General features: G+C 61.6%; 17 protein-coding genes. 8 read left to right on the top strand and 9 right to left on the bottom strand.

Going from position 1 to position 23478, the window contains the following annotated elements; all coding sequences use genetic code 11:
• Positions 1-42 precede the first annotated feature (42 nt).
• Positions 43-1368 carry a Na+/H+ antiporter NhaC family protein gene (locus ACMG4M_RS00650; RefSeq protein ID WP_414430519.1) on the top strand — a complete coding sequence of 442 codons (1326 nt, stop codon included), beginning with the start codon at positions 43-45 and terminating at the stop codon, positions 1366-1368.
• On the opposite strand, the gene msrB is transcribed toward ACMG4M_RS00650, so the two are convergent.
• Complete coding sequence (gene msrB, locus ACMG4M_RS00645; RefSeq protein WP_414430518.1) at positions 1351-2412, bottom strand: peptide-methionine (R)-S-oxide reductase MsrB; 1062 nt, start codon at positions 2410-2412, stop codon at positions 1351-1353. The two genes, ACMG4M_RS00650 and msrB, sit on opposite strands and share 18 nt — an antisense overlap.
• A gap of 151 nt (positions 2413-2563) precedes the next feature.
• On the opposite strand from msrB, the gene ACMG4M_RS00640 reads away from it, so the two are divergent.
• The 5 genes from ACMG4M_RS00640 to ACMG4M_RS00620 all read left to right on the top strand — a co-directional run bounded on the left by ACMG4M_RS00640 (position 2564) and on the right by ACMG4M_RS00620 (position 6587).
• The gene (locus ACMG4M_RS00640; RefSeq protein WP_414430517.1) at positions 2564-3454 is read left to right on the top strand and encodes a DNA ligase; all 891 of its coding nucleotides are present in this window, start codon (positions 2564-2566) and stop codon (positions 3452-3454) included.
• 128 nt (positions 3455-3582) lie between these two features.
• Positions 3583-4977 (top strand): phospholipase D family protein, encoded by a 1395-nt coding sequence (locus ACMG4M_RS00635; RefSeq protein ID WP_414430516.1) that lies wholly within the window; start codon positions 3583-3585, stop codon positions 4975-4977.
• Positions 4978-5126: 149 nt separating this feature from the next.
• Positions 5127-5570 carry an acyl-CoA thioesterase gene (locus tag ACMG4M_RS00630; protein ID WP_272963045.1) on the top strand — a complete coding sequence of 148 codons (444 nt, stop codon included), beginning with the start codon at positions 5127-5129 and terminating at the stop codon, positions 5568-5570.
• 65 nt (positions 5571-5635) lie between these two features.
• Complete coding sequence (locus ACMG4M_RS00625) at positions 5636-5962, top strand: hypothetical protein (RefSeq protein ID WP_414430515.1); 327 nt, start codon at positions 5636-5638, stop codon at positions 5960-5962.
• A 184-nt stretch (positions 5963-6146) separates the two neighbouring features.
• Complete coding sequence (locus tag ACMG4M_RS00620) at positions 6147-6587, top strand: acyl-CoA thioesterase (RefSeq protein ID WP_035245604.1); 441 nt, start codon at positions 6147-6149, stop codon at positions 6585-6587.
• 165 nt (positions 6588-6752) lie between these two features.
• Here ACMG4M_RS00620 and pta read toward each other — a convergent pair whose 3' ends face one another.
• From pta to ACMG4M_RS00585, 7 genes are all read right to left on the bottom strand, one after another.
• The gene (gene pta / locus ACMG4M_RS00615) at positions 6753-8849 is read right to left on the bottom strand and encodes a phosphate acetyltransferase (protein ID WP_232222013.1); all 2097 of its coding nucleotides are present in this window, start codon (positions 8847-8849) and stop codon (positions 6753-6755) included.
• A gap of 244 nt (positions 8850-9093) precedes the next feature.
• Positions 9094-10293: an acetate kinase gene (locus tag ACMG4M_RS00610; RefSeq protein WP_035245602.1), complete on the bottom strand. Its 1200-nt coding sequence runs from the start codon at positions 10291-10293 to the stop codon at positions 9094-9096.
• Between the two features lie 192 nt (positions 10294-10485).
• Positions 10486-11466, bottom strand: coding sequence for an NADPH:quinone oxidoreductase family protein (locus tag ACMG4M_RS00605; protein WP_335625948.1), 981 nt, complete (start codon positions 11464-11466; stop codon positions 10486-10488).
• A 203-nt stretch (positions 11467-11669) separates the two neighbouring features.
• Entirely contained in the window at positions 11670-14759 is a 3090-nt protein-coding gene (locus ACMG4M_RS00600) for a penicillin acylase family protein (protein ID WP_414430514.1), read from the bottom strand.
• A gap of 343 nt (positions 14760-15102) precedes the next feature.
• Positions 15103-15948 carry a MerR family transcriptional regulator gene (locus ACMG4M_RS00595; protein ID WP_035245599.1) on the bottom strand — a complete coding sequence of 282 codons (846 nt, stop codon included), beginning with the start codon at positions 15946-15948 and terminating at the stop codon, positions 15103-15105.
• 229 nt (positions 15949-16177) lie between these two features.
• Positions 16178-17923: an SDR family oxidoreductase gene (locus ACMG4M_RS00590; protein ID WP_035245597.1), complete on the bottom strand. Its 1746-nt coding sequence runs from the start codon at positions 17921-17923 to the stop codon at positions 16178-16180.
• Entirely contained in the window at positions 17923-18606 is a 684-nt protein-coding gene (locus ACMG4M_RS00585; RefSeq protein ID WP_414430513.1) for a hypothetical protein, read from the bottom strand. Before ACMG4M_RS00585 ends, ACMG4M_RS00590 begins: the two co-directional genes overlap by 1 nt.
• 242 nt (positions 18607-18848) lie before the next feature.
• Here ACMG4M_RS00585 and ACMG4M_RS00580 point away from each other — a divergent pair, with 242 nt between their 5' ends.
• Positions 18849-21146, top strand: coding sequence for a mechanosensitive ion channel domain-containing protein (locus ACMG4M_RS00580; RefSeq protein ID WP_414430512.1), 2298 nt, complete (start codon positions 18849-18851; stop codon positions 21144-21146).
• Between the two features lie 286 nt (positions 21147-21432).
• Here ACMG4M_RS00580 and ACMG4M_RS00575 read toward each other — a convergent pair whose 3' ends face one another.
• Positions 21433-22278 (bottom strand): metal-dependent hydrolase, encoded by an 846-nt coding sequence (locus ACMG4M_RS00575; protein ID WP_414430511.1) that lies wholly within the window; start codon positions 22276-22278, stop codon positions 21433-21435.
• Positions 22279-22364: 86 nt separating this feature from the next.
• On the opposite strand from ACMG4M_RS00575, the gene ACMG4M_RS00570 reads away from it, so the two are divergent.
• Entirely contained in the window at positions 22365-23348 is a 984-nt protein-coding gene (locus tag ACMG4M_RS00570; protein ID WP_414430510.1) for a hypothetical protein, read from the top strand.
• Positions 23349-23478: the final 130 nt, after the last annotated feature.

Below are 23478 nucleotides of genomic sequence, written 5' to 3'. Positions count from 1 at the left end.
ATCTCTACACTGTTCGAAATTACCGCTGATCCGGACTGATCCATGACCCACGCTCCTGCCCGCGCCTGGCCTTTGTTGCCGCTGCTGTTCTTTATGGCGGTGTTTTTCGGTAGCGGGATCTACTACAGCCTGCAGGGCACCGAGTTCGCCTTTTACCAGATCAAGGCGCCGGTGGTGGCCATGGCGGCGATCGTGCTGGCCTGTGTGCTGGCGCGGCAGGCATTGAGCCGCAGTGTGGAACGCCTGCTGGCGGGGATCGGCCACCCCAATATCATCCTCATGTGCCTGGTGTTCCTGCTGGCGGGGGCCTTTGCCAGTGTCAGCGACAGCATCGGTAGTGTGGATGCGACGGTACAGTTGGGTCTGCGCATTATTCCCTCTGATTGGGTGCTGCCCGCCCTGTTTCTGATTGCCGGTTTTATTGCCACGGCCATGGGCACCTCCATGGGGACTGTCGCTGCCACCGCGCCGATTGCCGCCGGGTTTGCCCAGGCCACCGGGCTGCCCTTGCCGCTGGCCGTGGGGGCCGTGGTGGGTGGCGCCATGTTCGGCGACAACCTGTCGATGATTTCCGATACCACCATTGCCGCCACCCGCAGCCAGGGTGTCTCGTTGAAGGACAAGTTCCGTGTGAATATCTGGATTGCCCTGCCGGCGGCGCTGGTGACCGTGGCGGTGCTGGTGTTGCTGGGTGGCGGTGATCATCAGGTGCAGGCGGAGCCGTTGCAGCCCTGGCTGGTGTTGCCGTATCTGCTGGTCTTTGCCCTGGCCCTGAGTGGGCTGAATGTATTGGCGGTGCTGATCATCGGCATCGCCGTGGCCGGGGTCACCGGCATGGTGCAGGGGGCGGACTATGGGCTGGCCCAGGTGAACGGGGCGGTCTACAGCGGTTTCGAAAGCATGTTCGAGATCATGCTGCTGTCCATGCTGATCGGTGGCCTATCGCAACTGATGACTGACCAGGGCGGCACCCGCTGGTTGATCGAACGGATACACGGCCTGACCCGCTGGCTGAAACTGCCGCTGCAACGGGCCGGGGAAGTGGGTATTGCCTTGCTGGTGGTGGTGGCCAATGTGTTCGTGGCCAACAACACCGTGGCCATCGTGCTCACCGGGGAAATGGCCAGAGATATCGCCGAAGACTATGGCGTGGATCTGCGCCGTTCCGCCAGTGTGCTGGATATCTTTTCCTGCGTGGTGCAGGGGCTGATTCCCTACGGCGCCCAGGTGTTGCTGGCCTGTTCCATTGCCGGGCTGTCGCCGCTGGCGCTGATCGGTGCCATTCATTACTGCTGGGCGCTGGCGGTGGCCGGGGTGATCGCCATTGTCATCAACCGGCCACGGCTGCCCTCACTCAAACAGGGATAAATACTCCCCGTAACCCTGTTTTTCCATCTCGGCCTTGGGCACAAAACGTAGCGCGGCGGAGTTCATGCACCAGCGCTGGCCAGTGGGCTCCGGGCCGTCGCTGAACACATGGCCCAGGTGGGAATCCGCGTAGCGGCTGCGCACTTCCGTGCGGGTGGCCCACAGCTTGTTGTCTTCCTCCAGCGTTACGAATGCCTTGTCGATAGGCTGGGTAAAGCTGGGCCAGCCGGTGCCGGATTTGTATTTATCCGTGGAAGAAAACAACGGTTCGCCGCTGATCACATCCACATAGATACCCTCGCCTTTATGGTCGAAGTATTCATTCTGGAAGGCCCGTTCGGTGGCGTCTTCCCGGGTCACCTGGTAGACCAGCTTGGGTAGGGATTTTTTCAGTACCTCATCGCTGGGGCGCTGGAACTGATCCGCCCCCTGCCAGCGCAGAGTCACCTGGTCGGTGAGCCAGGGGCGATGCTTCGGGTCGTCCCAGTGTTCCTGCAGAAACTGGTCGCGACCGGAGCGATAGCGGTAGTACTTGTACTTCAGGCTGTGGGTCTTGTAGTAATCCTGATGGTAATCCTCCGCCGGGTAGAAGGTGTCCAGCTCGGTAATCTCGGTGATCACCGGTTTGTCGAAGCGCCCGCTTTCCTCCAGGGCTTTACGCGAGGCCAGGGCGGCGGTTTTCTCTGCCTCGGTCTGATAGAAAATGGCGCTGCGGTATTGCTGGCCGCGATCCACGAACTGGCCGTTGGGGTCGGTGGGGTCCACGTGCTGCCAGAACCAGGTGAGCAGGTTGTCATAGCTCACCACCGCCGGGTCATAAATGACTTTTACCACTTCCGTATGGCCGGTGCGGCCATGGGCCACATCCTCGTAGCTGGGATTCTTCTCGTCGCCCCCGGCAAAGCCGCTAATGGCTTCGCTGACGCCATCCAGCTCTTCAAAATCCGATTCGGTACACCAGAAACAGCCGCCAGCAAAGTAGGCCTCGGCGGCGAGTACAGGGGCGCTCAATGTAAGAGCCGCCAGAAATAATAGTGTGCGCATAGTTGTTACCTCCTGAAGATTGGATGCCCGGCAAACGGATTTGTTGCAAAACCGGTGATTTCTTACGCACTGGCGCTGCGATGGCGCACAGAGCCGGGCCTCTCCTTCAGGCACAGTCTGGGACCGCGAGCGAGAATAAAGGGAGAAGACCGTGAAAATACCGGTAAGACAAGGATGTCTGCGGGTTGGCCTGATGGTGCTCATGTGCCTGCTGGTGGCCGTGGCCCGGGCCAGCGAGCCCCCTTTGCAGCTGGCCAGGGTGTATCAGGCGGGTATGGATCTGCAGGGCTACTGGGTCAGCGAAAAGCTGGATGGGGTGCGGGCCTACTGGGACGGGCAGCAGTTGCTGTCCCGGGGCGGCAATATTATCGCCGCGCCGGACTGGTTCCTGCGCGATTTTCCCGCGCAGCCCCTGGACGGAGAGCTGTGGATGGGCCGTGGCCGGTTTGCCCAGGTGTCGGCAGCGGTGCGACGGCTGCAACCAAAGGCGCAAGAATGGCGGCAGATCCGCTTTATGGTGTTCGACCTGCCGGCCAGCGGCGTGCCATTCAGTGAACGGGTGAAAAGGATGCGTGAGCTGGTGGGCAAGACCTCTTCCTATCACCTGGCCCTGGTAGAACAACGACCAGCCACGGACCACGGTGCCCTGCTGGCGCGCCTGGACCGGGTGCTGGCGGTCGGGGGTGAAGGGTTGATGCTGCATCACGGTGACAGCTTCTACAAAGCCGGCCGCACGGCGGCACTGCTCAAGGTGAAAACCTTTCAGGATGCGGAAGCAACGGTGGTGGATTACAGCGACGGGAAAGGCAAATACCAGGGTCAGGTGGGCGCACTGGTGGTGGAGACCGGGGACGGTCGACGTTTCAAGCTGGGCAGTGGCCTCAGCGATAACGAGCGGGCGGACCCGCCGCCCGTGGGCAGCACCGTGACCTACAAATTCTTCGGGCTCACCGCCAACGGCCTGCCGCGCTTTGCCAGCTTTCTACGGATACGAAATGACCAGCCGCCGGCGCGGAGTCGTAATGTGTCCCAGTTCGACTGATTCAGTTAGGGGTTGGCTTCTGCTACCTTGCAGGACAACGAAAACGGCAACGCCGCTCATGGGTCGGGTTGTCACAAGGTTGCAGGAGCGTCAGTCATTTCCCTATCACACCGTTTCCAGGAGCCGGCATGAGCGCCGGGGCTACGGCAATGGCGCTGTCGTCCCTGTCGCTGGTGGCTGACAGCGAGCAGGCCTTTACCCTGCGGATCACGCTGGCCCGCCTGGCCCGGCGGACGCTGGATGTGCAGTACTACATCTGGGATGACGACACCACCGGCAAGCTGCTGATTTACCGGGTGCTGGAGGCGGCACGCCGGGGCGTGAAAGTGCGCATGCTGCTGGATCACGCCAACCAGTTGGGCCGGGACGTAAAGTGGGCGGCGCTGGATGCCCACCCCAATATCGAGGTGCGCCTGTTCAACGCTTTTCATGGGCGTTACAAGCATGTCCTGCAATGGCTTCATCACATGCCGCTGCTGAATCACCGCATGCACAACAAGGCCTGGATCGTGGATGGTGAACGGGCGCTGGTAGGCGGCCGCAATATCGCCGATCACTATTTCGGCGTGAATGCGTCCACCAACTTTCGCGATCTGGACCTGTACGCCCGCGGCCCCATCGTCGCCGATACCCAGGCGGCGTTTGACTGCTACTGGGACAGCCCGCTGGCCATGCCCATGAAGACCCTGCGTCGTTATCGGGAGGCGGCGGCGGAGCGTGTCTGGCAGTGGCTGCGACAATGGCGCCGGTCCCTGAAAAATTACCCCTACCTGTTTCCTCAGCACGAAGCGTTCTTCACCGACTACCTGGCAGGGCAGGATCGCCAGTGTGTACAGGCCCATGCGGTATTGCTGTTCGATAGTCCCGACAAGGCGACCGGGGTCAAGCAGACCCTGATGGGCGACCAGCTCGCCCACCTGCTGGCCCGGGATGATCATCAGGAGCTGCTGATGGAGGCCAGCTATTTTATTCCCGGTGATGCCTTTGTGGCGGAACTGGCAGAAATGAAACAGCGGGGAGGTCGCGCGGCGGTGCTCACCAACAGCCTGGCCACCAATGATGTGATTGCGGCCCACGGTGCCTATGCCCGTTATCGCGATGGTTTGCTGGAAGCCGGGGTGGAGCTGCATGAATTGGCGCCCAACGCTCGGGCCCTGCATCGGCAGGTGCGGTTATTCAAGGGGCGCTCCCGGGCCAGTCTGCACACCAAAGCCATGGTGCTGGATCGGCGAGAAGTGTTCGTGGGCTCATTCAATATCGATCCACGTTCGGTGCATCTGAATACCGAGATGGGCTACTACGTGGCGTCTGCGGAACTGGGCCAGCAGGTAGCAGCCTTTATCGAAGAGGGGCTGGCGCCGGAAAACAGTTATCGAGTCGACAAAGAGCAGGGCAAACTGACCTGGGCCGGTGATGGCCATGACGGTCGTCCACTAGTGCTTCACAACGAACCCGGCGTGACGGTATGGCGGCGGATGCTGGCATGGTTACTGTCGCTATTGCCCATTGAGCGGATGTTGTAGGCGCGGCATGCTCAAGCAGCGCCAATGGCCATTTTATTTTCACTGTAGGAGCTATGCTTGTATGGCGAATGGTACGTTGTTCGCCATGCAAGCATAGCTCCTACAGTGAGCTTCGGCCCGCCCTGCATTAAAACGTTTTGGAGAGAGTTATGTCCCAGCCGTTCTGTTTTCGCTTTCGGGTTCGTTACAACGAATGCGATGCCCAGCAGGTGGTTTTCAATGCTCGTTACGGCGATTACGTGGATCTCGCCATGACCGAGTTCATGCGCGCCATGGGTTGTGACTACAACCAGTTGCTGGCGCAGGGGCTGGATAATCAGGTGGTGAAGTTGACCACCGAATGGCAATCCTCGGCACGCTTTGACGATGTGCTGGACGTGTTCGTGTCACTCCAGCATCTGGGTAATACCTCGTTCACTCTGGAAGCGGATATCCGCCATGCGGACGAAGGACGAGCTATCGCCCGTGCGGAAACGGTGTACGTGATGATGACCACGGAACCGTTCGCAAAAACCCCGGTGCCCGACGAATTTCGCGAGTTGCTGCAGACCGGAGCGCCGGGGGTGGTGATTGATCAGAGTGGGCGCCCGTAACTAAGCAGGATTACGCCTTAGGCTAATCCTCACTACGCCAGGCTCTTGGTGTTTCGCAGGACTCATTGGTTACCAATCGGACTATGGGCGAGGGGGGGCGGCACGTACTGAAAGCCAAAGCCCTCGCCCTGCATCACCGCGAGATATTGGTGGGCGCGTTCAATATCGATTCTCGCTCGGAGCACCTGAATACCGAAATAAGCTACTATGCGGCGTCTGACGTAGTGGGCCAGCAGGTAGGTGCCTTTATCGAAGAAAAGCTGGTCCCGGAAATCGCTATGGGTGGACATAGGGCGGAGAAATTGACCTGGGCCGGCGATGGCCATGATGGTCGTTCGGTAGTGCATCACAACGAACCCGATGTGACGGTATGGCGGCGCCTGCTGGCATGATTTCTGTCGCTATTGCTCATTGAGCGGATGCTGTAGACGTGGCCTGCTCGAACAGGGCCAAAGACCATTTTATTTCCGCTGTAGGAGCTATGCTTGCATGGCGAAGGGCGGGCTGTTCGCCATGCAAGCATAGCTCCTACAGTAAGCTTCGTGCAGGCCTGCATTAAAATTTTTGGAGAGTGTTATGCCCCAGCCGTTCTGTTTCCGCTTTCGGGTTCGCTATCAAGAATGCGATGGCCAGCAAGTGGTTTTCAATGCCCGTTACGCGGATTATGTGGACCTCGCCATTAAGGAATTCATGCGTGCTCTGGGGTGCGAGTACAGCCAGTTGCAGGCACGAGGGTTGGATAATCAGGCGGTGAAGCTGACCATAGAGTGGCAATCCTCGGCGCGTTTCGACGATGTGCTGAACGTGTTCGTGTCAGTGAAGCAACTGGGCAACACCTCCTTCACCCTGGAAGCGGAAATCCGCCATGCTGACGATGACCGCGCCATTGCGTATTCGCAAGCGGTGTACGTGATGATGACCAACGAACCGTTTGAAAAGACACCGGTGCCCGACGACCTGCGTGAATTGTTTCAGGTCGGGGCACCGGGTGTGGTGATTGATCAGAGTGGCCGATAAGAGCAGTTGCAAGTTACAAGTTGAAAGTTTCAAGGCGCGGGCCTGGGCCGAAGGGTTTTAGGTTCCGTGCCCGCGCTCAGGTTGAATCGCGGGCACAAACTCATCCGTCGTTGATGCCGTGCCCGCGTTGAAACTTGTTACTTGCAACTTGAAACTCTGCGCTCCTCACAGGTCCGCCGCCTGGATGGCGGTGAGGGCGATGGTGTAGACGATGTCGTCCACCAGGGCACCGCGGGACAGGTCGTTCACCGGTTTACGCAGCCCCTGCAGCATGGGCCCCACGCTGATGCAGTTGGCGCTGCGCTGTACCGCCTTGTAGGTGGTGTTACCGGTGTTCAGGTCCGGGAAGATGAACACGGTGGCGCGGCCGGCCACCGGGCTGTCCGGGGCCTTGGCCTTGCCCACGCTGTCGATGGCCGCGGCGTCGTACTGCAGCGGGCCATCCAGTAACAGATCCGGGTTGGCCTCGCGGGCCAGGCGGGTGGCGTCGCGCACCTTCACCACATCGTTGCCGGTGCCGGAATCGCCGGTGGAGTAGCTGAGCATGGCCACCCGCGGGGTGATGCCGAAGGCTTTTGCCGAGGCGGCGCTCTGCCGGGCGATTTCCGCCAGCTGCTCAGCGTCCGGGTCCGGGTTTACCGCACAGTCCCCGTAGACCAGCACCTGCTCCGGCAGCAGCATGAAGAAGATCGACGATACCAGGTTGTATTCCGGGGCGGTCTTGATCAGCTGCAGGGCCGGGCGGATGGTGTTGGCGGTGGTGTTGATGGCGCCGGATACCAGACCGTCCACTTCGTCCAGGGCCAGCATCATGGTGCCCAGCACCACGGTATCTTCCAGCTGGGCGCGGGCCATGGGGGCGTTGAGGCCCTTGTTACGGCGCAGTTCCACCATGGGTTCCACGTACTGTTCGCGAATGCTGTCCGGGTCGAGAATTTCCAGGCCTTCCGGCAGGGTGATGCCCTGGGTGCGAGCCACGGATTCCACCGCTTCCCGTTTGGCCAGCAGTACGCAGCGGGCAATGCCCCGTTCCTGACAGATGGCCGCTGCCTCGATAGTGCGCGGTTCGCTGCCTTCCGGCAGTACGATGCGCTTGTTGGCTTCGCGGGCCCGTTGCACCATGCGGTAGCGAAAGGCCGGCGGTGACAGGGTCAGCTCGCGGGGGCTGCCGCAGCGCTCGCGCAACCATTCATGATCCAGATGGCTGGCCACAAAGTTGGTTACCTTTTCCACCCGCTCGCTGTCGTCCACCGGGATTTCCCGGTTCATGCGATTCAGGTTGGTAGCGGTTTCATAGGAACCGGTGTCGACCGTCATCACCGGCAGGCCCGCATCCAGGGCACTCTGGCACAGACGCATTACCCGCGGGTCCGGCTGGAAGCCGGTGCACAGCAACAGCCCGGCCAGGGGCACGCCGTTGCTGGCGGCCAGGCTGGCGGCAACGATGATGTCGTCCCGGTCGCCGGGGGTCACCACCAGCACCCGTGGCTGGAACAGCTCTACGGTATTGGGCAGGGCGCGGGCGCAGAGTACGATTTTCTCCATGCGCCGGTGCTCGTCATCGCCGGCGTGCAACACGTTGGCGCCGAGCAGCTTGGCCACGTCGCGGGTGCGCGGCGCATTCAGTTCTTCCTGCCAGGGCACGCAGCCGAGCAGGCGTAGGTCGCCTTTCTCCAGGGCCGGAAATTGCTGCTTGAGTTGCTCTGGCAGGCTGTCGTCATGGACCTTGTTGAGCACCACCCCCAGCACTTTGTCGTTGCGACTGCCGCCGAACTGGCGGCAGTGAATTTCCAGGCTGTCGGCCAGGGCAGACACGTTGCCGTCTTCCGGCGCCGCCACCAGAATCACGTCCGCCCCCAGGCTGCTGGCCAGTGCCGCGTTCAGGCGAGCGGCATAACTCACCGTGCGGGTGGGCACCATGCCTTCCACTACCATCACGTCCTTGCCTTCGGCGGCCTGATGAAAGCGCTGCACGATCTGCTCCAGCAGGTCGTCGAGCTGGCCGTCGCCGAGGTACTTTTCCGTCTGCTCCAGGGGCATGGGTGCGGGCGGTTCGATGGAGAAGGTGCGGGTGATCAGTTCACTGGATTGTTCCGGGCCGGTGTCGCCGGGGTGGTGCTGGGCGATGGGCTTGCAGAAGCCGATCTTCAGGCCGCCCTGTTCCAGGGCCCGCAGCAGCCCCAGGCTGGTGGAGGTGAGCCCTACGCCGAAGCCGGTGGGGGCAATAAAGTAGATCTGCATTGGGGGCTGTTGACGCTTCATTCTCGCCTCTGCTGGAGTTCATTTTTTCGCCCGGCAAGGCGAAGGGAGTGTGGCATAGTTTTTCTATGTGAACGACCGCCAACGCAGCTGGGCGGGAAAAGGAGCCCAGCCCTTCGGGTTGCGTCTAAAAAAGCGCCACTCGTTGTTACGATTCGTTCATTTGGAGTAACAAACATCTCTCCTCGTGCCTAGATTGGCGCTTTTTTAGACGCAACAGAGGCGAGAATGAAGCGTTAACAGCCCCCTACCTCTCCTTTTCGGCGCCGATGGCGGCCAGGGTTTCCAGGGCGATCTGGCGTTCCTCGTTGGTGGGCACCACCAGAATGCGGGGGCTGTTGTCGGCCTGGATTTCGCCGCTGTTGCCGCCCACGCAGGCACGGTTGGCATCGTCGTTGATGGCCAGCCCCATGAGCCCCAGATGGGCCACGGTCTTGGCGCGCACCAGGGCTGAATTTTCGCCAATGCCGCCGGTGAAGATCAGGCCGTCCAGCCGGGTCAGGGCACAGGCCTGGCCGGCCAGGGATTTGGCCAGCCGATAGCAGAACACCTCAATGGCCAGGGTGGCGCCCTCATGGCCTTCGCTGCTGGCCTGCTCAAGGGTGCGCATGTCGTTGGACAGCCCGGACAGGCCCAGCAAGCCGCTCTCCCGGCTCAGCACCTGATCGGTGTGTTGGGCGGACCAGCCCCGTTCCCGTTCCAGAAAAGCGTGCAGGCTGGGGTCCACATCGCCACTGCGGGTACCCATCACCAGCCCTTCCAGCGGCGTGAAGCCCATGCTGGTGTCGCGGCTGTGGCCATCCTGCACGGCGCAACTGGAGCAGCCGTTGCCCAGGTGGGCGGACAGCCAGCCACTGGTGTCCACCGGTAACCCGGTGAGGCTCGCAGCCCGTCGGGTCACATAGCAATGGCTGGTGCCATGGAAGCCATAACGACGAATGCGCTGTTGCTGATACAACTCGATGGGCAGCGCATAGCGGTAGGCGTGTTCGGGCAAGCTCTGGTGAAAGGCGGTATCGAACACGGCCACCTGGGGCAGGTCGGCAAACAGGGCCTGGGCGGCGTCGATGCCCAGCAGGTTGGCCGGGTTATGCAGGGGCGCCAACGGGCTGGCGGCACGGATCGCTGCCAGGGCGTCCTCATTCAGTAACCCGGCCGCGGTGAACTGCTCGCCGCCGTGGACCACTCGGTGGCCAATGGCGGCCAGCCGGTCCCCGGCGTAGGCCTGCACCCGGGGCAGCAGGGCTTCCAGGGCCTGGCGGTGATCCGCGTCTGCCAGCGGCTCTTCCTGTTGCTCGCCATCCTGCTCCCAGCGCAGTACCGCCTCGGGGCTGTTCAGTCTTTCTGCCAGCCCTTCCAGGGGAAACTCGCTGCTGTCTTCATCCACCAGGGCGAACTTGATGGACGAGCTGCCACAGTTGATTACCAGTACCAGCGGTGTGGTCATTCCTGCCTCCTTGCCATTGCGAGGTTCCACTATATACAAGGTAAGGCGGGGCTGTATCACCGGGTTGGTGGCGTTAATGTATGCAGGGTGCGGCGAAGGGGTAGAGCGCAGAAAATGCGCTGGCGCCGCCGCGATTATCGGGGATGACAATCGCGGTGGAACCATCGCTCCTACAAGTGCAGGCGGGGCGTATCAGGCGCCGGCAATATCCAGTACCACTTTGCCTTTGGCGGTACGTGAGGTGAGCGCGGCCAGGGCCTGCTCGTACTCCTCGAACGGGAACACCTGGCTAATGCGCGGGTTGATCTTGCCCTGATTGAACAGCTGCATCAGTTCCATGATGTTCTGGATGTTGGTTTGTGGTTCCTTCTGGGTGAAGGCACCCCAGAACACGCCGATGATGGAGCAGCCTTTCAGCAGCGCCAGGTTGGCGGGGATTTTAGGAATGTCGCCGGCGGCGAAGCCGACAATCAGCAGGCGCCCGTTCCAGGCCATATTGCGGATGGCCGCTTCGGTAAACCTGTCGCCCACCGGGTCGTAGATCACGTCCACGCCCTTCGGGTAACGCTGCTTGAGCGCGTCCTTGAGATCCTCGTCGGCGTAGTTGATCAGGTCATCGGCGCCGGCTTCCTTGGCCACTTCCAGTTTCTCGGCGCTGCTGGCGGCGGCGATCACGGTGGCGCCCATGGCCTTGCCCAGTTCCACGGCCGCCAGGCCCACGCCGCCGCTGGCACCCAGTACCAGCAGGGTTTCCCCAGGCTGGATGTTGGCGCGCTGCTTGAGGGCGTGGTAGCTGGTGCCGTAGACCATGGAGAAGGCGGCGGCAGTGTGGTCATTCATACCATCCGGCACCGGAATCAGCTGGTTTTCCGGCACCAGAATTTCTTCCGCGAAGGCGCCGTAGCCGGTCAGGCCCATGACCCGCTGGCCGGGTTTGAAACGCTGAACGCCGTCGCCCACGGCCAGCACTTCACCGGCCATTTCGCCACCCGGTGAAAACGGCAGCTCCGGCTTGATCTGGTATTTGCCTTCGATGATCAGGGTGTCGGGGAAATTCAGCCCGGCGGCCTTTACCCGTACCTTCACCTGGCCCTTGCCCGGCTCAGGGGAAGGGATGTCGTCGATGACCAGCGTGTTCGCCGGCCCCAGTTCCTTGCACAAAATCGCGCGCATGTGGTGCTCTCCCGGAAATCTGTTTTTTATGTGTAGGAGACGCTAACGCCGTTGGGGGGATTAGACAAATGCATGGGGTGGATGGGGGGGAATAAGGGCGGCTTATAAAGAATTGTAGGAGCCATGCTCGCATGGCGAATAGCCCTGGGGATGGGCTATCGCGAGCAGGTTCGCCATGCAAGCATGGCTCCTACAGAGGGGGCTTACCGGTGCCCGGTGAACTCCACCGCCTGCTGGAAGGTGGGGCGGTTTTGCCAGTGGATGGCGGGGACCGTGGCCAGGCCGATGGCGCGGTGCTGGATCTGGTCCTGGCTTTCGTCCACGTTCCAGCTGTCCATGCTGGCAATGCCGCCGAGTTGCTCGATGGCCTGGTTGAGGCTGCTGGCCAGCGCGCTGCGGCAGGTTGCCAGGTCATCGCTGTCCGCGCAGCGCAGGGCCCGGTAGGGGCTGGCGCTGTTGCCTGCGGCCTGTTCCAGCACCCGTTCCAGATAGCCGTAGTAGCCATTGTTGTAGGCGGAGCCGCCGGCACCGGGTTTGTTGTCCCGGCCCATCAGTGACAGGTTGCGGCCGTCCACGTCTTCCACGGCGGTGATCTGCGGCAGCAGGATGTCGATCATCAGCGGGTACCAGGCATCCATCAGGGCCACGGCGGCTTCCTCGTCGTAGTTGCCGTCACCGTCCCGGTCCCGGCGCAGGGCACCGTTGTCGACCCAGTCCTGCATCAGGCGGATGGCGCTGTCCTGATCGCCGGTGACCGGCGCGCTTGCCAGCAACGCCAGAGCGGCGGGGACGATTTCCTGGCCGCGCAGATCCACGGTGGCGGCATTGCCCATGGCTTCCACCATGCGCGCCCGGGTCACGCTGCCTTCCTGCACCAGTTGCTGCAGGCGCACATCGAGGATGTCGTTACGGTGGGCGGAGCCATAGGGCGCATGGGCATCGGCAGCCCACCAATCGCGGGCCGGACGGTTATTCCAGCTGGCCAGGTAGCCGCGGTCCGGGTTGCTCGCTTGAGGGTGTGCCTGCTGCGGGATAAAGCCGTTCCAGTCGTACTGGCCGTTACCCCAGCTGGGCAGTTCCGGGTGGATGCCGTTGGCCCGTTGCGGGTAATCACCGGAGTGGAAAAAGGCGATGTCCCGGTCGTCGATATAGAACCAGTTGAAGCTGCCGGTGGTGTTGTGGAACACATCGTAGAAGCTCTCTACATCGTGCACGTCATTGCGGCTGGCCTGCAGGAACGGCAGGGCGGTATCCAGTTCGGCGAAGTAGGTGCTGCGCTGGCGGGTCACCGCCACGGGCATGCCGGACACGGTGGCAAAGCCGATCACCGGGCCGTATTCCTCGGTGCGGATCACCCGGCGAGTGACCGCTTCGTTCTGACCCACGGCCTCCGGATCGGTGGAAGAGGCCAGGTTCCAGCGGGCCACCCATTGCTCGTCGATCACATCGAAGGGCTGACACTGGCCGTTGACCTGGTAGCCGCCTTCACCATGGGCCGGCGGCTCGGCCGGTTCACAGCGTTGCACCACCCGTACGTCGGTGAGGTCGGAGCTGCCGGAGGTGGCGCTCCAGGCGAAGTCCGGTCCACGCCCGATGACCACATAGGGCAGGCCGGTGAAGGTCATGCCGCGGGTGTTGATGTCGCCACCATGGACGGCCATTTCCAGCAGCAGCTGGGGCACAAAGTAGCTGGTCTGCGGGCCGAACACGGCCAGTGGCTGGCCGCTGGCGGAATGCTCCGCATTGAGCAGCAGGGCATTGGACATGACGCTGGGGAAGCCGTCGCGCAGCCCCTGAATGCCGGTTTCGATGGCGGCGATACGTTGCATGGCCTGTTGTTGCTGTTGCTCGGTGAGAGTGTCTTTGCGGGTCCACAGTGCGGGCAGCTGACGGGTCAGGCTGGCCCATTGCTGTGACAGGGCCTGGCCGCCATCGTCCAGGAAGGACAGAGACAGGATGCCGCCGAGCAGGTCGCCCACGGTATCCACCAGACCGCCGACCACACCGGTGCCGGGCAGGGCGGGGACATTGCCCAGGGCTTCGGGACACTCGGGCTGGCCCGGGCGGCCACAGGGCTCATGGCTGAGCGGGTCAAAGGTCTGGAAGGAGCCGGCATCGAACATCACCGCACCGGGGAACTGGCCGGCCAGCTCGCCGCTGAGTGGGCAGATGTCCGGCAGGGTCGGTGGTGACTGGGTGGCGAAGGATGTGGTGGTGGTCACGGAGGATTCCGGATCGGTGCCGTGGCGCAGGTCTTTCCACAGATCGCAGGCGATCTCCTTGCTGCCGGTCTGGGCTTCCAGGGCCTGCAACAGCAACACATTGTTGTGCTCGTTGCCGCCGCCACCGGCGAAGATGCCCTGGATCAGGGTGGCAATGGCGACCACGTCTTCAATCACGAAAGGTTCCAGTTGTACCCCCAGGGCCACGTATTCCACCGGCACTTGCAGCAGCCCGCTGCGGGCGTCGGCCACGTACTGGTTGAGGCCGGCCACATAGTTGGTGGCGTCGTCGAAGACCTGGGCGCCGTCATCGCCGAAACGGGCGATGGTATTGGCAATCATGGTGGTGCGGTCCTCTTCCCGGTAGGGCGCATTGACGGCGATATCCTCATCGAAGGAGAAGTCCGCCGGTCCCAGAAAACGGGACAGCTCGCCACGGCCGGCACGACGCAGCACATCCAGCAGGAACAGGCGGTCGGCGGCGGTCACATAACCGACCCCGAACAGGGCATCGCGGCGGGACTCGCCGAAAATGTGTGGCACCCCGAAGTTGTCGCGTTTGATATCCACCTGATAGCCGGCGGCATCCAGGGTCTGCTCGCTTTCCCAGTTACCTGCTTCCGGAGCCAGTAGTGGGGCCGCTTTGAAGTAGTCGCCGAGCTGGTCATCAGTCAACCCGGGTTCGCTGCGTACCAGGGCATCGTAGAGACCCAGCTGATCGTCGAAGTGGGGCTCCTTGCTGAGGGCCGGCACCAGACCGGTTTCTGCCACCAGGTCGTCGAACAGGGTGCTGAGCAGATCCCCGAGACCGGGAATGTCTGCGCTCAGATTGGCAACGCCGCCGATGTCATCCTGACCCGGGGGCAGGATGTTCAGTACCGTGCCGTAATCCGCAAAGGGAGCGGTGACATTGGATGGGCGCGGTTCCGGGCCAGTGGGCGTTTCCGGCGTCGGCGGGTTGCTGGGTGTGGGGGTGTTGCTGACTGGTGCCGGGTTGCTGGAGCCTCCGCCGCCACATGCGGCAAGCAGGCTGGCGCTCAGCAAGGCACTGAGTAACAGGCCGGGTTTCATGATGCTCTCCTCGGGGACATTATTGTTTTGGTCGGCGAACCTGATTCGCACTAACGTCCCAAGATTGGCATTCCTGCGGGTATGAAAGGAGCCCTGGCAACAAAACAGCAAGAAAAGCCTACCAAACGCAGCATGCGGCACGCTTCACGCAACACGGGGGGAGGAGCAAGTTTCAAGTTGCAAGTATCAAGGCGCGGGAGAGGTGGGTGGGGTTTGTAACGCCGTGCCCGCGGAGGAGAGTTGAAAGCTCAAAGTTTAAAGTTGAAACGCGGGCAAGGCGGTGACGCCTTGCGATGCCGTGCCCGCGCTTTGCAACTTTACACTTTCAACTTGTCATTGCGTTTCAGATGTTCTTTTCGATATGCGCCAGCACGTTGGCGAGGCGGTCGACGAGAATCTTGTTGATGCTTTTTTCCAGTACCCGGCCCAGTTCGTCGCTGACTACCGCGTCGGCCAGTGGGCGGATGCGGGTGATGAAGTCGGCCAGCTTGGGCACGTCTTCGCCTTCCGGCAGGGCTTCGTCACCGTACTTCTCGTCCACCAGGTGATGGATGATCATGCCGATAAAGCGCTCTGCCAGCTTGTCCACTTCTTCGCGAACCAGGCCGACATGGGTGAGTACCGCATCCAGTGGCACGCCGGCCTCGCTGAGTTCCTTGCCCGCGTTGTAGATGCGCGGGTAGGGAATGCGCAGGCGCATGCCTTCGGGAATGATGTAGCCCAGCTTCACCGCCTTGGTCATCACTTCCGGGGTGATGTCTTCGCCGAAGTCATCCAGCAGTTCCTGGTAGTCCAGGTAAGACGGCACACTGGGGTTCTGCCAGGAGGTCACTGCCACTTCCAGGCCGAGTACATCGTTCAGTTCGCGGCCCTGTTCCCAGGCGCTGAGCAGGTCACGGATATTATTGAGGGTGTAGCCACGTTCCAGCAGGGCGCCGATGATTTTCAGGCGTGCCAGATGCACATCGGTATAGATACCGGTACGACCGCGTTTCTCCGGCGGCGGCAGAATGCCCCGGTCCTGGTAGGCACGCACGTTACGCACCGTGGAGCCGGCCTCGCGGGCCAGTTCGTCGATGGTAAATTCCTTGTGGTTGCCGGCTTCGGCCTGAAGCGCGCCTGTCACAGGCTGAGTATATTTCTTCAGGCTGCGCAGGATAGCGGCGGGATTGCGGTCACTGGTTTTCATGCCCGCGATGATAGCCCGCTTTTTGCACAGGCGCCACAGCTCGCAGTGGTTGTGAGTTGGTGATTTAGGACATAAACGTGACGGTCGTCACTTGCGAAGAGGTAGTAATGCAGAGGCAGGAGCTTGCCTGCAAGCGAAACGTCGTTGGCCGAAGGATGATCGCCAGCAACAGAGCTTGGCGTGTGTGGGAAGCGATGCCTGGCATCGCTTCCCACAAGAACCATCTGGCTCAGGGGGTAATTTCCACCTGGGCCAGATTGCGGGCCAGGGAGGGGGTAAAGCGTCCCAGCCATTGCATGCCCCGCGCTTCCGGGCTTACCGGTACCACCGCGCGGTTTTTCTCCACGGCCTCGACGATGGCCTGGGCCACCCGGTCCGGGGTAAAGGCACGGCGTTGATAGAACGTGTGGGCGTGCTGGCGGCGCCGTTCCTGTTCCTCGTTGTCGACGCCCACAAAACGGGTGTTGCGAGTAATGGGGGTATCGATGATGCCCGGGCAGATGGCACTGACGCCGATGCCATGGTCGCCCAGTTCGGCGCGCAGGCATTCGCTGAACATCAGCACCGCACTCTTGCTGGTGGCATAGGCGGGCAACATGCGCGAGGGCATGAAGGCGGCGGCGGAGGCCACGTTGACGATGTGCCCGGCGCGACCCTGATCGATCATCTGGCGAGCGAACAGGCGGCAGCCATGAATGACGCCCCACAGGTTCACGCCCAGCACCTGTTGCCAATCCTTCACGCTGGTGTCCAGCAGCGAACCGGACAGGCCGATGCCGGCATTGTTGACCACGATGTCAGGGGCGCCCAGTTCCTTTTCCACCCAGGCGGCCAGGGCTTCCATGGAGCGGGTGCTGCTCACGTCGCACTTGCGGCTGATGGCCTCACCGCCTTCAGCGGTAATGATGCGGGCGGTGGCGGCAGCGGCCTCGGTGTTTATATCGGTGCAGACCACCAGGGCGCCACGGCGGGCGAAGGCCAGGGCGGTTTCCCGACCGATGCCGGAGCCGGCGCCGGTAATCACGACGCGCTTGCCGCTGTCCGGGCCTTTTATCTGGCTGGTGGTGACTTCACTGCGTTGCAGAGGACCGGAAGCGGGGGCCCCGTCGATGTGCTGAATAAATTCGCGAATCCAGTCGGCGGTTACGTCCGGGTGTTGCAGTAGTGGGCCCCAGTGACCGCAATCCAGTTCCCGGCGCCACAACCGATCGGTCCACTGGGACAGGTCTTCCAGCATGGCCGGGCGCACATAGTTGTCCTGGCGGGCGACAATCAGCTGCACCGGCACTTTGGTGTGCCGCTCGCGTGGCTTAAGCAGACAGGGCAACATGTTGGCCCGGTACAATTCGATGCCGTGGGTGCCGTCCTGTAACTGGGTGGCGCTGGGCTCACTGTCCAGGTTTTCGGTACGGCGCAGGACTTTCGGCCAGGCCTTGGCCAGGCCGGCTTTCCACAGGGCCGGGGCCAGTACCGGTAATTGAAACGCGCCGATGTACCAGGAGTGGGACAGCTGGTTGAGCACGGCGCCAATTTTCTGTTCGCGCAGCCGGGCTTTCATCCACTGGCCCACGTGGTCCAGGCAGGGGCCGGACAGGGTGGTGTAGGAGGCGATACGGTTTTCGGCACCCGGGTCGGTGACCGATTCCCAGGTCTGGATGGAGCCCCAGTCGTGGCCCACCAGGTGGACCTTCTCATCGGGGCTGACCGCGTCCATGACGGCATGCAGATCGTCGCGCAGTTCCCGTAACTTGTAGGCGGCACGACCTTGTGGCACGGAAGAATTGCCGGCGCCGCGTACGTCATAGGCGACCACTTTGAAATCCCGGCTCAGTCGCTCGGCGACTTTTTCCCAGACGTGATTGGCGTCCGGGTAGCCGTGCACCAGTATCACTGTAGGGCTCTTGTCCGCACTCCAGGTGCGTACGGCCAGATCTACGCCATCACGGCTTACGGTTGTATCGCACCACTGCACCATCAGGCTGCTTCCTCTTGATTGTCGTTATGGCTGTTGTCGAGCAGGTGAGCCGGGGTGGCGGTCAGCCAGCGCGGGCCCTGGTCGTCCATCAGCAGAAATTCACTGCTGGCGACACTGTGTTGGCCATCGCTCAGGGTCAGTTGCCACTGCCACAGTCCCGGGATCAGCGGCGCTTCGTCGATGCGATTGCCCTCCGGCAGAGTGCCGGTTAGCGGCACCAGCCGGTAATGCTGGCGTAGGCCGGGGAACTGGCTGGCCAACTGTTGCGGCGTTTCGCCCTGCTGGAGAGTCCGCGGCAGTTGTTCGCGAATGTCACACAGCTGCGCGTGCAACGGTGCCAGCACGGAGGCCGGGCCGCTGAGGCTGGCTTTGGCGACATAGCCGTTCTGCACCGCATCGCAACGCAGTATATAGCTCATACCGATCCGGTAGCGGCGCTTTCCCGGTCTGTTCAGGCCAAAGCGACGGCGTGGTAGCTGGCCGGCAAAACGCACCCTGGGCGGGCGGGCCGGATCAAACAGTTGATGGGCGCGCAGCCAGTCGCGGATAAGCAGCTCACAATCCTGTTCGCTCATGCCCGGTTGCAGGGATGCGGCGATAATCTGCAGGCATTTGTCGGCCTGTTCCCGGTTGTGGAGATAAGGGGCCAGAGCCTGGGAAGCCGGGGTCCAGAATGCGCTCATTAACGCCTCCGCCATGTTGTTATGGAATGGAGTCCGATAATTACAGTGGACAATGTCACGGTCAACCGGTGCGATTGGCATTCCCTTGCCGGTAATACCTCCCCAGGGTCAATGCGGCGTGACAATTGCGGTACAGAGCGTTCGCGTGATCTTCACAATTTCCCGGGCCTCCCTTGTTAAGGTGTGCGTCTGAATATGCTTCACACATAGCGGTTGACCCGGCAAAAGCCGGCACTAAGGAGATGAGTGTGCGCCATCAAGCCCAGTCGTTGCGGGGCCTGACAGCCCTGCTTTCCCTGTTGTTAGTGATGCTGACGACAGCATTGCCCGCCCAGGAGGCGCCTTCTTCGGGCCAGGATTATGCAGAGCTGGCGACGCTGCTGGAGAATGATGCCACTCGCCAGCAGCTGATCGATCAGCTGCGCGGTCTGCAGGCTGCAGCCAACCCTGCCCCACTGGGGCTGGAGAGTGAGGTTCCGGTCAGCGACATTGCTGCCCAGTCTCCCAGCGGGCAAACCGCCGAACAGGTATCCCTGGCCCGCCGCATGGCGGCGGCCACCGGCAATCTGGCCGGTGACATGGGGCGCCAGTTCACGGCATTGAGTGGTTTGGTTGGCGGCTGGTTCGTCAGTGATGACAGTGCCGTAGAAGCGGCTGCCACCACTTCGGTGGACATGAAAGCGGTCACCGCTGCGTTGTTGAATCTGGCCATTCTGGTGGTGATCACCTTTGCCGTTTTCTGGGTGCTACGAATGCTGGCGGGTTCCGCCTTTGGCCGGCTCAGCAACTGGGCCCGGGGCGGTTCGGAAAAGCTGGCCATTCTGCGCACCACAGTGGCGGTGGCGGTCGCCGCGCTGCTGGATATCATCGTGGTGGCGCTGGCCTACCTGGGCGGTACCTTCGTGGCGCCGGTGCTGACCGAGCAGCTGGGGGCGGATGCCACCCGGCTGGCCCTGTTCCTGAATGCCTTCCTGATCGTGGAACTGGCCAAGGCCGGTCTGCGCATGTTCTTTTCCTCCCAATATGAGGGCCTGCGGATGCTGCCGGTGGCGGCGGAGCAGGCGCGCTACTGCAACCGGTTTCTGGCCCGGGAAGCGGGATTGATCGGCTACGGCATGTTGGTTTTGGTACCAGTGCTGAACTTCAATGTGTCCCAAGCTGTGGGCAGTGGCGCCGGCACCCTGATCATGCTGGTGGCGCTGGCCTATGCCGCCGTAGTGATTGTCCGCAAGCGGCAGGTGCTGCGCGACGCACTGACCGAGCGTGCCAATGCCAGTTACGGCCCCATGCGTCTGGCACTGCTATTGCTGGCGCGCATCTGGCACTGGTTGGCTCTGGCCTATGCCCTGCTGGTGTTTGCGGTCACCGTGCTGCATCCGGAAACCGCGTTGCCCTATGTGGCTATGGCGACGCTGGAGACCCTGATTTATGTGGGTGTCGGGCTGCTGGTGTCGGTGGCGCTGGGACAGCTGATCGGCAAGGAAATCCAGCTCTCCGACCGTCTCAATGCCAGCATGCCGCGCCTGCAGGCCCGGGTGAACACCTATGTGCCCAGCGGGCTGAAAGTGATCCGCGCGCTGATCCTGATCCTGGTGGTGGTGCTGTCGCTGGATGCCTGGGAGCTCTATGACCTGGCCGGTTGGTATGCCACCACGGCGGGGGCGCAGACGGTTTCCGCTCTGATCGATATCCTGATTATTCTGGCGCTGGCGGCCCTGGTGTGGGTGGTGCTGGCAAGCCTGGTGGAGCATAAGTTCAGCCCGCGCGAAGACAGCACGCCAGCTGAGGCGGCCCGCGGAGAGACCCTGCTGGGACTGTTCCATACCACCATGGCCATTACCATCATCATCATGACGACGATGATCGTGTTGTCCGAGATCGGTATCGAGATCGGCCCGCTGATTGCCGGCGCCGGTGTGCTGGGTCTGGCCATTGGTTTTGGTGCCCAGAAGCTGGTGCAGGACGTGATCACCGGGATCTTCATTCAGCTGGAGAATGCCATGAACACCGGCGATTTCGTCAGCGTGGGTGGCAATTCCGGTACCGTGGACCGGGTGGGGATCCGCTCGGTGGCCCTGCGGGATCTGTATGGCACCTACCACATCGTGCCGTTCTCCTCGGTGGATGCGGTGTCCAACTTCACTCGCGAATTCGGTAACCATGTGGGCGAATACGGCATTGCCTATCGGGAGAGCATCGATGATGCCATCGTTCAGCTGGAAGCCGCTTTCGAAGAGCTCAAGGAAGGGGCCCACAAGGACAATATTCTGGCGCCGATGACGGTTGCCGGGGTTACCGCGCTGGCGGACAGCTCGGTGAATATCCGGGTGGTGATCAAGACCACGCCGGGTAACCAGTGGGCCGTGGGTCGTGCCTTCAATCGTCTGGTGAAGATCTACTTCGACAAGGCCGGCATCGAAATTCCGTTCCCCCATACCACCCTGTACTTCGGCGAAGACCGGGACGGCAAGGCCCCGGCGGGCAACATCCGCCTGGCCGACCAGCGGGTGGTGTCCACGCAGGATGGCAACGACGGGTAAGACTGGCGCCTGCCACGGCAGGCGTTGTTGAACATCAATTTTTCACCACAGAGGGCGCAGAGTTCACGGAGGAAAACTTTTTCTCTGTGCTCTGTGCCCTTTTTGATGATGCTGCCTTTGAATCCCGGAACGTTGCCATTGATTGCGTAGGGTGCACTGAGCCTAAGGCGAACTGCACCAATCTGGCGTTTGCAATGTTGCGGGGCGTTTGTGACCAAAAAAAAGGGCCGGCATAAATGCCGACCCTGGAGTCACCGGAAAAGGGAGAGCTCGGTGATGGAAAGCGTCAGGCGGCCTCCTCCTTGAGGAGGTCGCCCAGCAAGGCTTCAAAGTTCTTCAGCTGCTCGCTGTTGTCGTGATCCCAGGGGTGGAAACCGGGTTTAAACCAGTCGAACCAGGGCTTGGTAATATTGCGGAAAATCCCTTTCTTGCCCCAGGTATTCCTGGCCACGGCGCGCCAGCCTTTCAGATCGGTCAGGCCGCCCTTGATGCGCACGTTGTGCACGTAGAAGGGAATCATCAGGGCAAAGAAGATGCCGGTGGCGGCGACCAGAGTGCCGCTGCGCAGGGCATAGGCGCCCAGGTTGCTGTCGTCACCGACGGCCACTTGGTAGACATCGAAGGCCACCGCTTTGTGCTCGGTTTCTTCCAGGGCGTGCCAGTTCCAGATGGCCTTGTAGCCCTCGTCGGCCCCTTCCAGGATTTCCGGCAGATCCAGCAGGCCACCCCCGAGAATGGCGGTCAGGTGTTCCAGGGCCACGGTGGCAGCTAACTGGAAGGATTGTGGGGAATAGTCCTGCACGGCTTTCAACAGACGGGCCACAAAGGCTTCCTGGGCGTGCAGGGGAATACCTGCCTGGGCCACGAAATCGTTGTATTCTTCGTGCTCCCGGCCATGCATGGCTTCCTGACCGATAAAGGCAGTGACCGCCTTTTTCAGCTCGGGATCCGTGATCTGGTCACGGTAATTGCGTACGCTGTCGATGAAAAAGCGTTCCCCCACCGGAAAAAACAGGCTCATGGTGTTCATGAACTGGCTGACATTCAGGCCGTCCCGGTGCCAAGTCAGGGCTTTGGCCGGGTTCAGGTTGAATTTCAGATTGCGGCGGATGGGAAGAATCGAGATCGCCATGGTGCGTACCTCCGTAACTGTTACATCATTCGATGATACAATTGCTGTGTCACACAGCAAGTTTTTTCCACCGGGAAATGAAAAAAATGGCTCATGATAAACAGGAAGTTGCTAATCGTTTACTGGATGGCCTCATTGACCACCTGCTGGCCAAACTGTCGCCGGGGCAGCTGGACGGGCTGATCGAGCAGGAGCTGGATTACGCTCTGGATGTGGCCACCCGCTATACTCTGAACGATTGGGTCAGCGTCGAGCAGATCCGCATTACTGCCCAGAAATATGCGGCAGAAATGGACATCAGCGGCGCCATTCCCGAGCTGGTCGGTGACATGGTGGAGCAGTTCTACGACCACGGTATCCAGAGCGATCGCCTCATCGGCGATGTGGTGGACGAGGATGTGGTCATGGCCCTGCTCGACAAGGTGCTGGAGATTCCCCTGTCTCGCCAGAGCATGGCCTGGCTGGGCCGCAACCCGGTGCTACTGGCGTTGCTGGCCGGTGGCGCCCAGCTGGGGCTGAAAACCCTGTTGCACCAGGGCTTGCCGCCGGCGCTGCACGAGCAGTTGCGCAAGCGCCTGCCGGCCCGTTGGCTGGGCAGCCTGGAAGTGCGTTTGCAGGAATGGTTGCTCAAGCGCACGGAACAACTGCTCAGTGACCCCTGGCTGTACCGGGATGAAAACCTGGACGAACTGCGCGAGCTGGTGCTGGTGGCCTGGCAGGAATTCTCCCAGCGTCCGGTTGCGGAGTTGCGCGAACTGATCAGCAGCGAGGATATTCAGGAGCTGTTCGTGATCGGTTTCGAGTACTGGCGCGATCTGCGCCATACCGACTACTTCATTGCCATGCTGGATTCCGGGGTCAACGCCTTCTTCGACAAGTACGGCGACACCACCCTGATGGAGCTGCTCGACGAACTGGGCGTGACCCGCGAACTGATGCTCGATGACGCCCGCCGCTTCCTGCCCCCGGTAATGGAAAAATTGCGCGCCGAAGGCCTGCTGGAGGCGTGGTTGCGTAGGCATTTGGAGGGGTATTTTGAGCGGGAGGAGACGCTGGCTCTGCTTAATTGATAATTGAGAATGGATAATTGATAGCGCGCGAATAAGCATCTCAACGATCTGAAACAAATGAGGCCGCGCCCATAGTCTGGGCGCGGCCTCATTCGTTTGCAGAACCCAACTAGCGCTGTCCCGCGAGTTA

This window comes from Alcanivorax sp. IL3 (genome assembly GCF_047495465.1).
Classification (GTDB): domain Bacteria; phylum Pseudomonadota; class Gammaproteobacteria; order Pseudomonadales; family Alcanivoracaceae; genus Alcanivorax; species Alcanivorax jadensis.
This window is presented reverse-complemented; position numbering and strand designations above follow the sequence as displayed.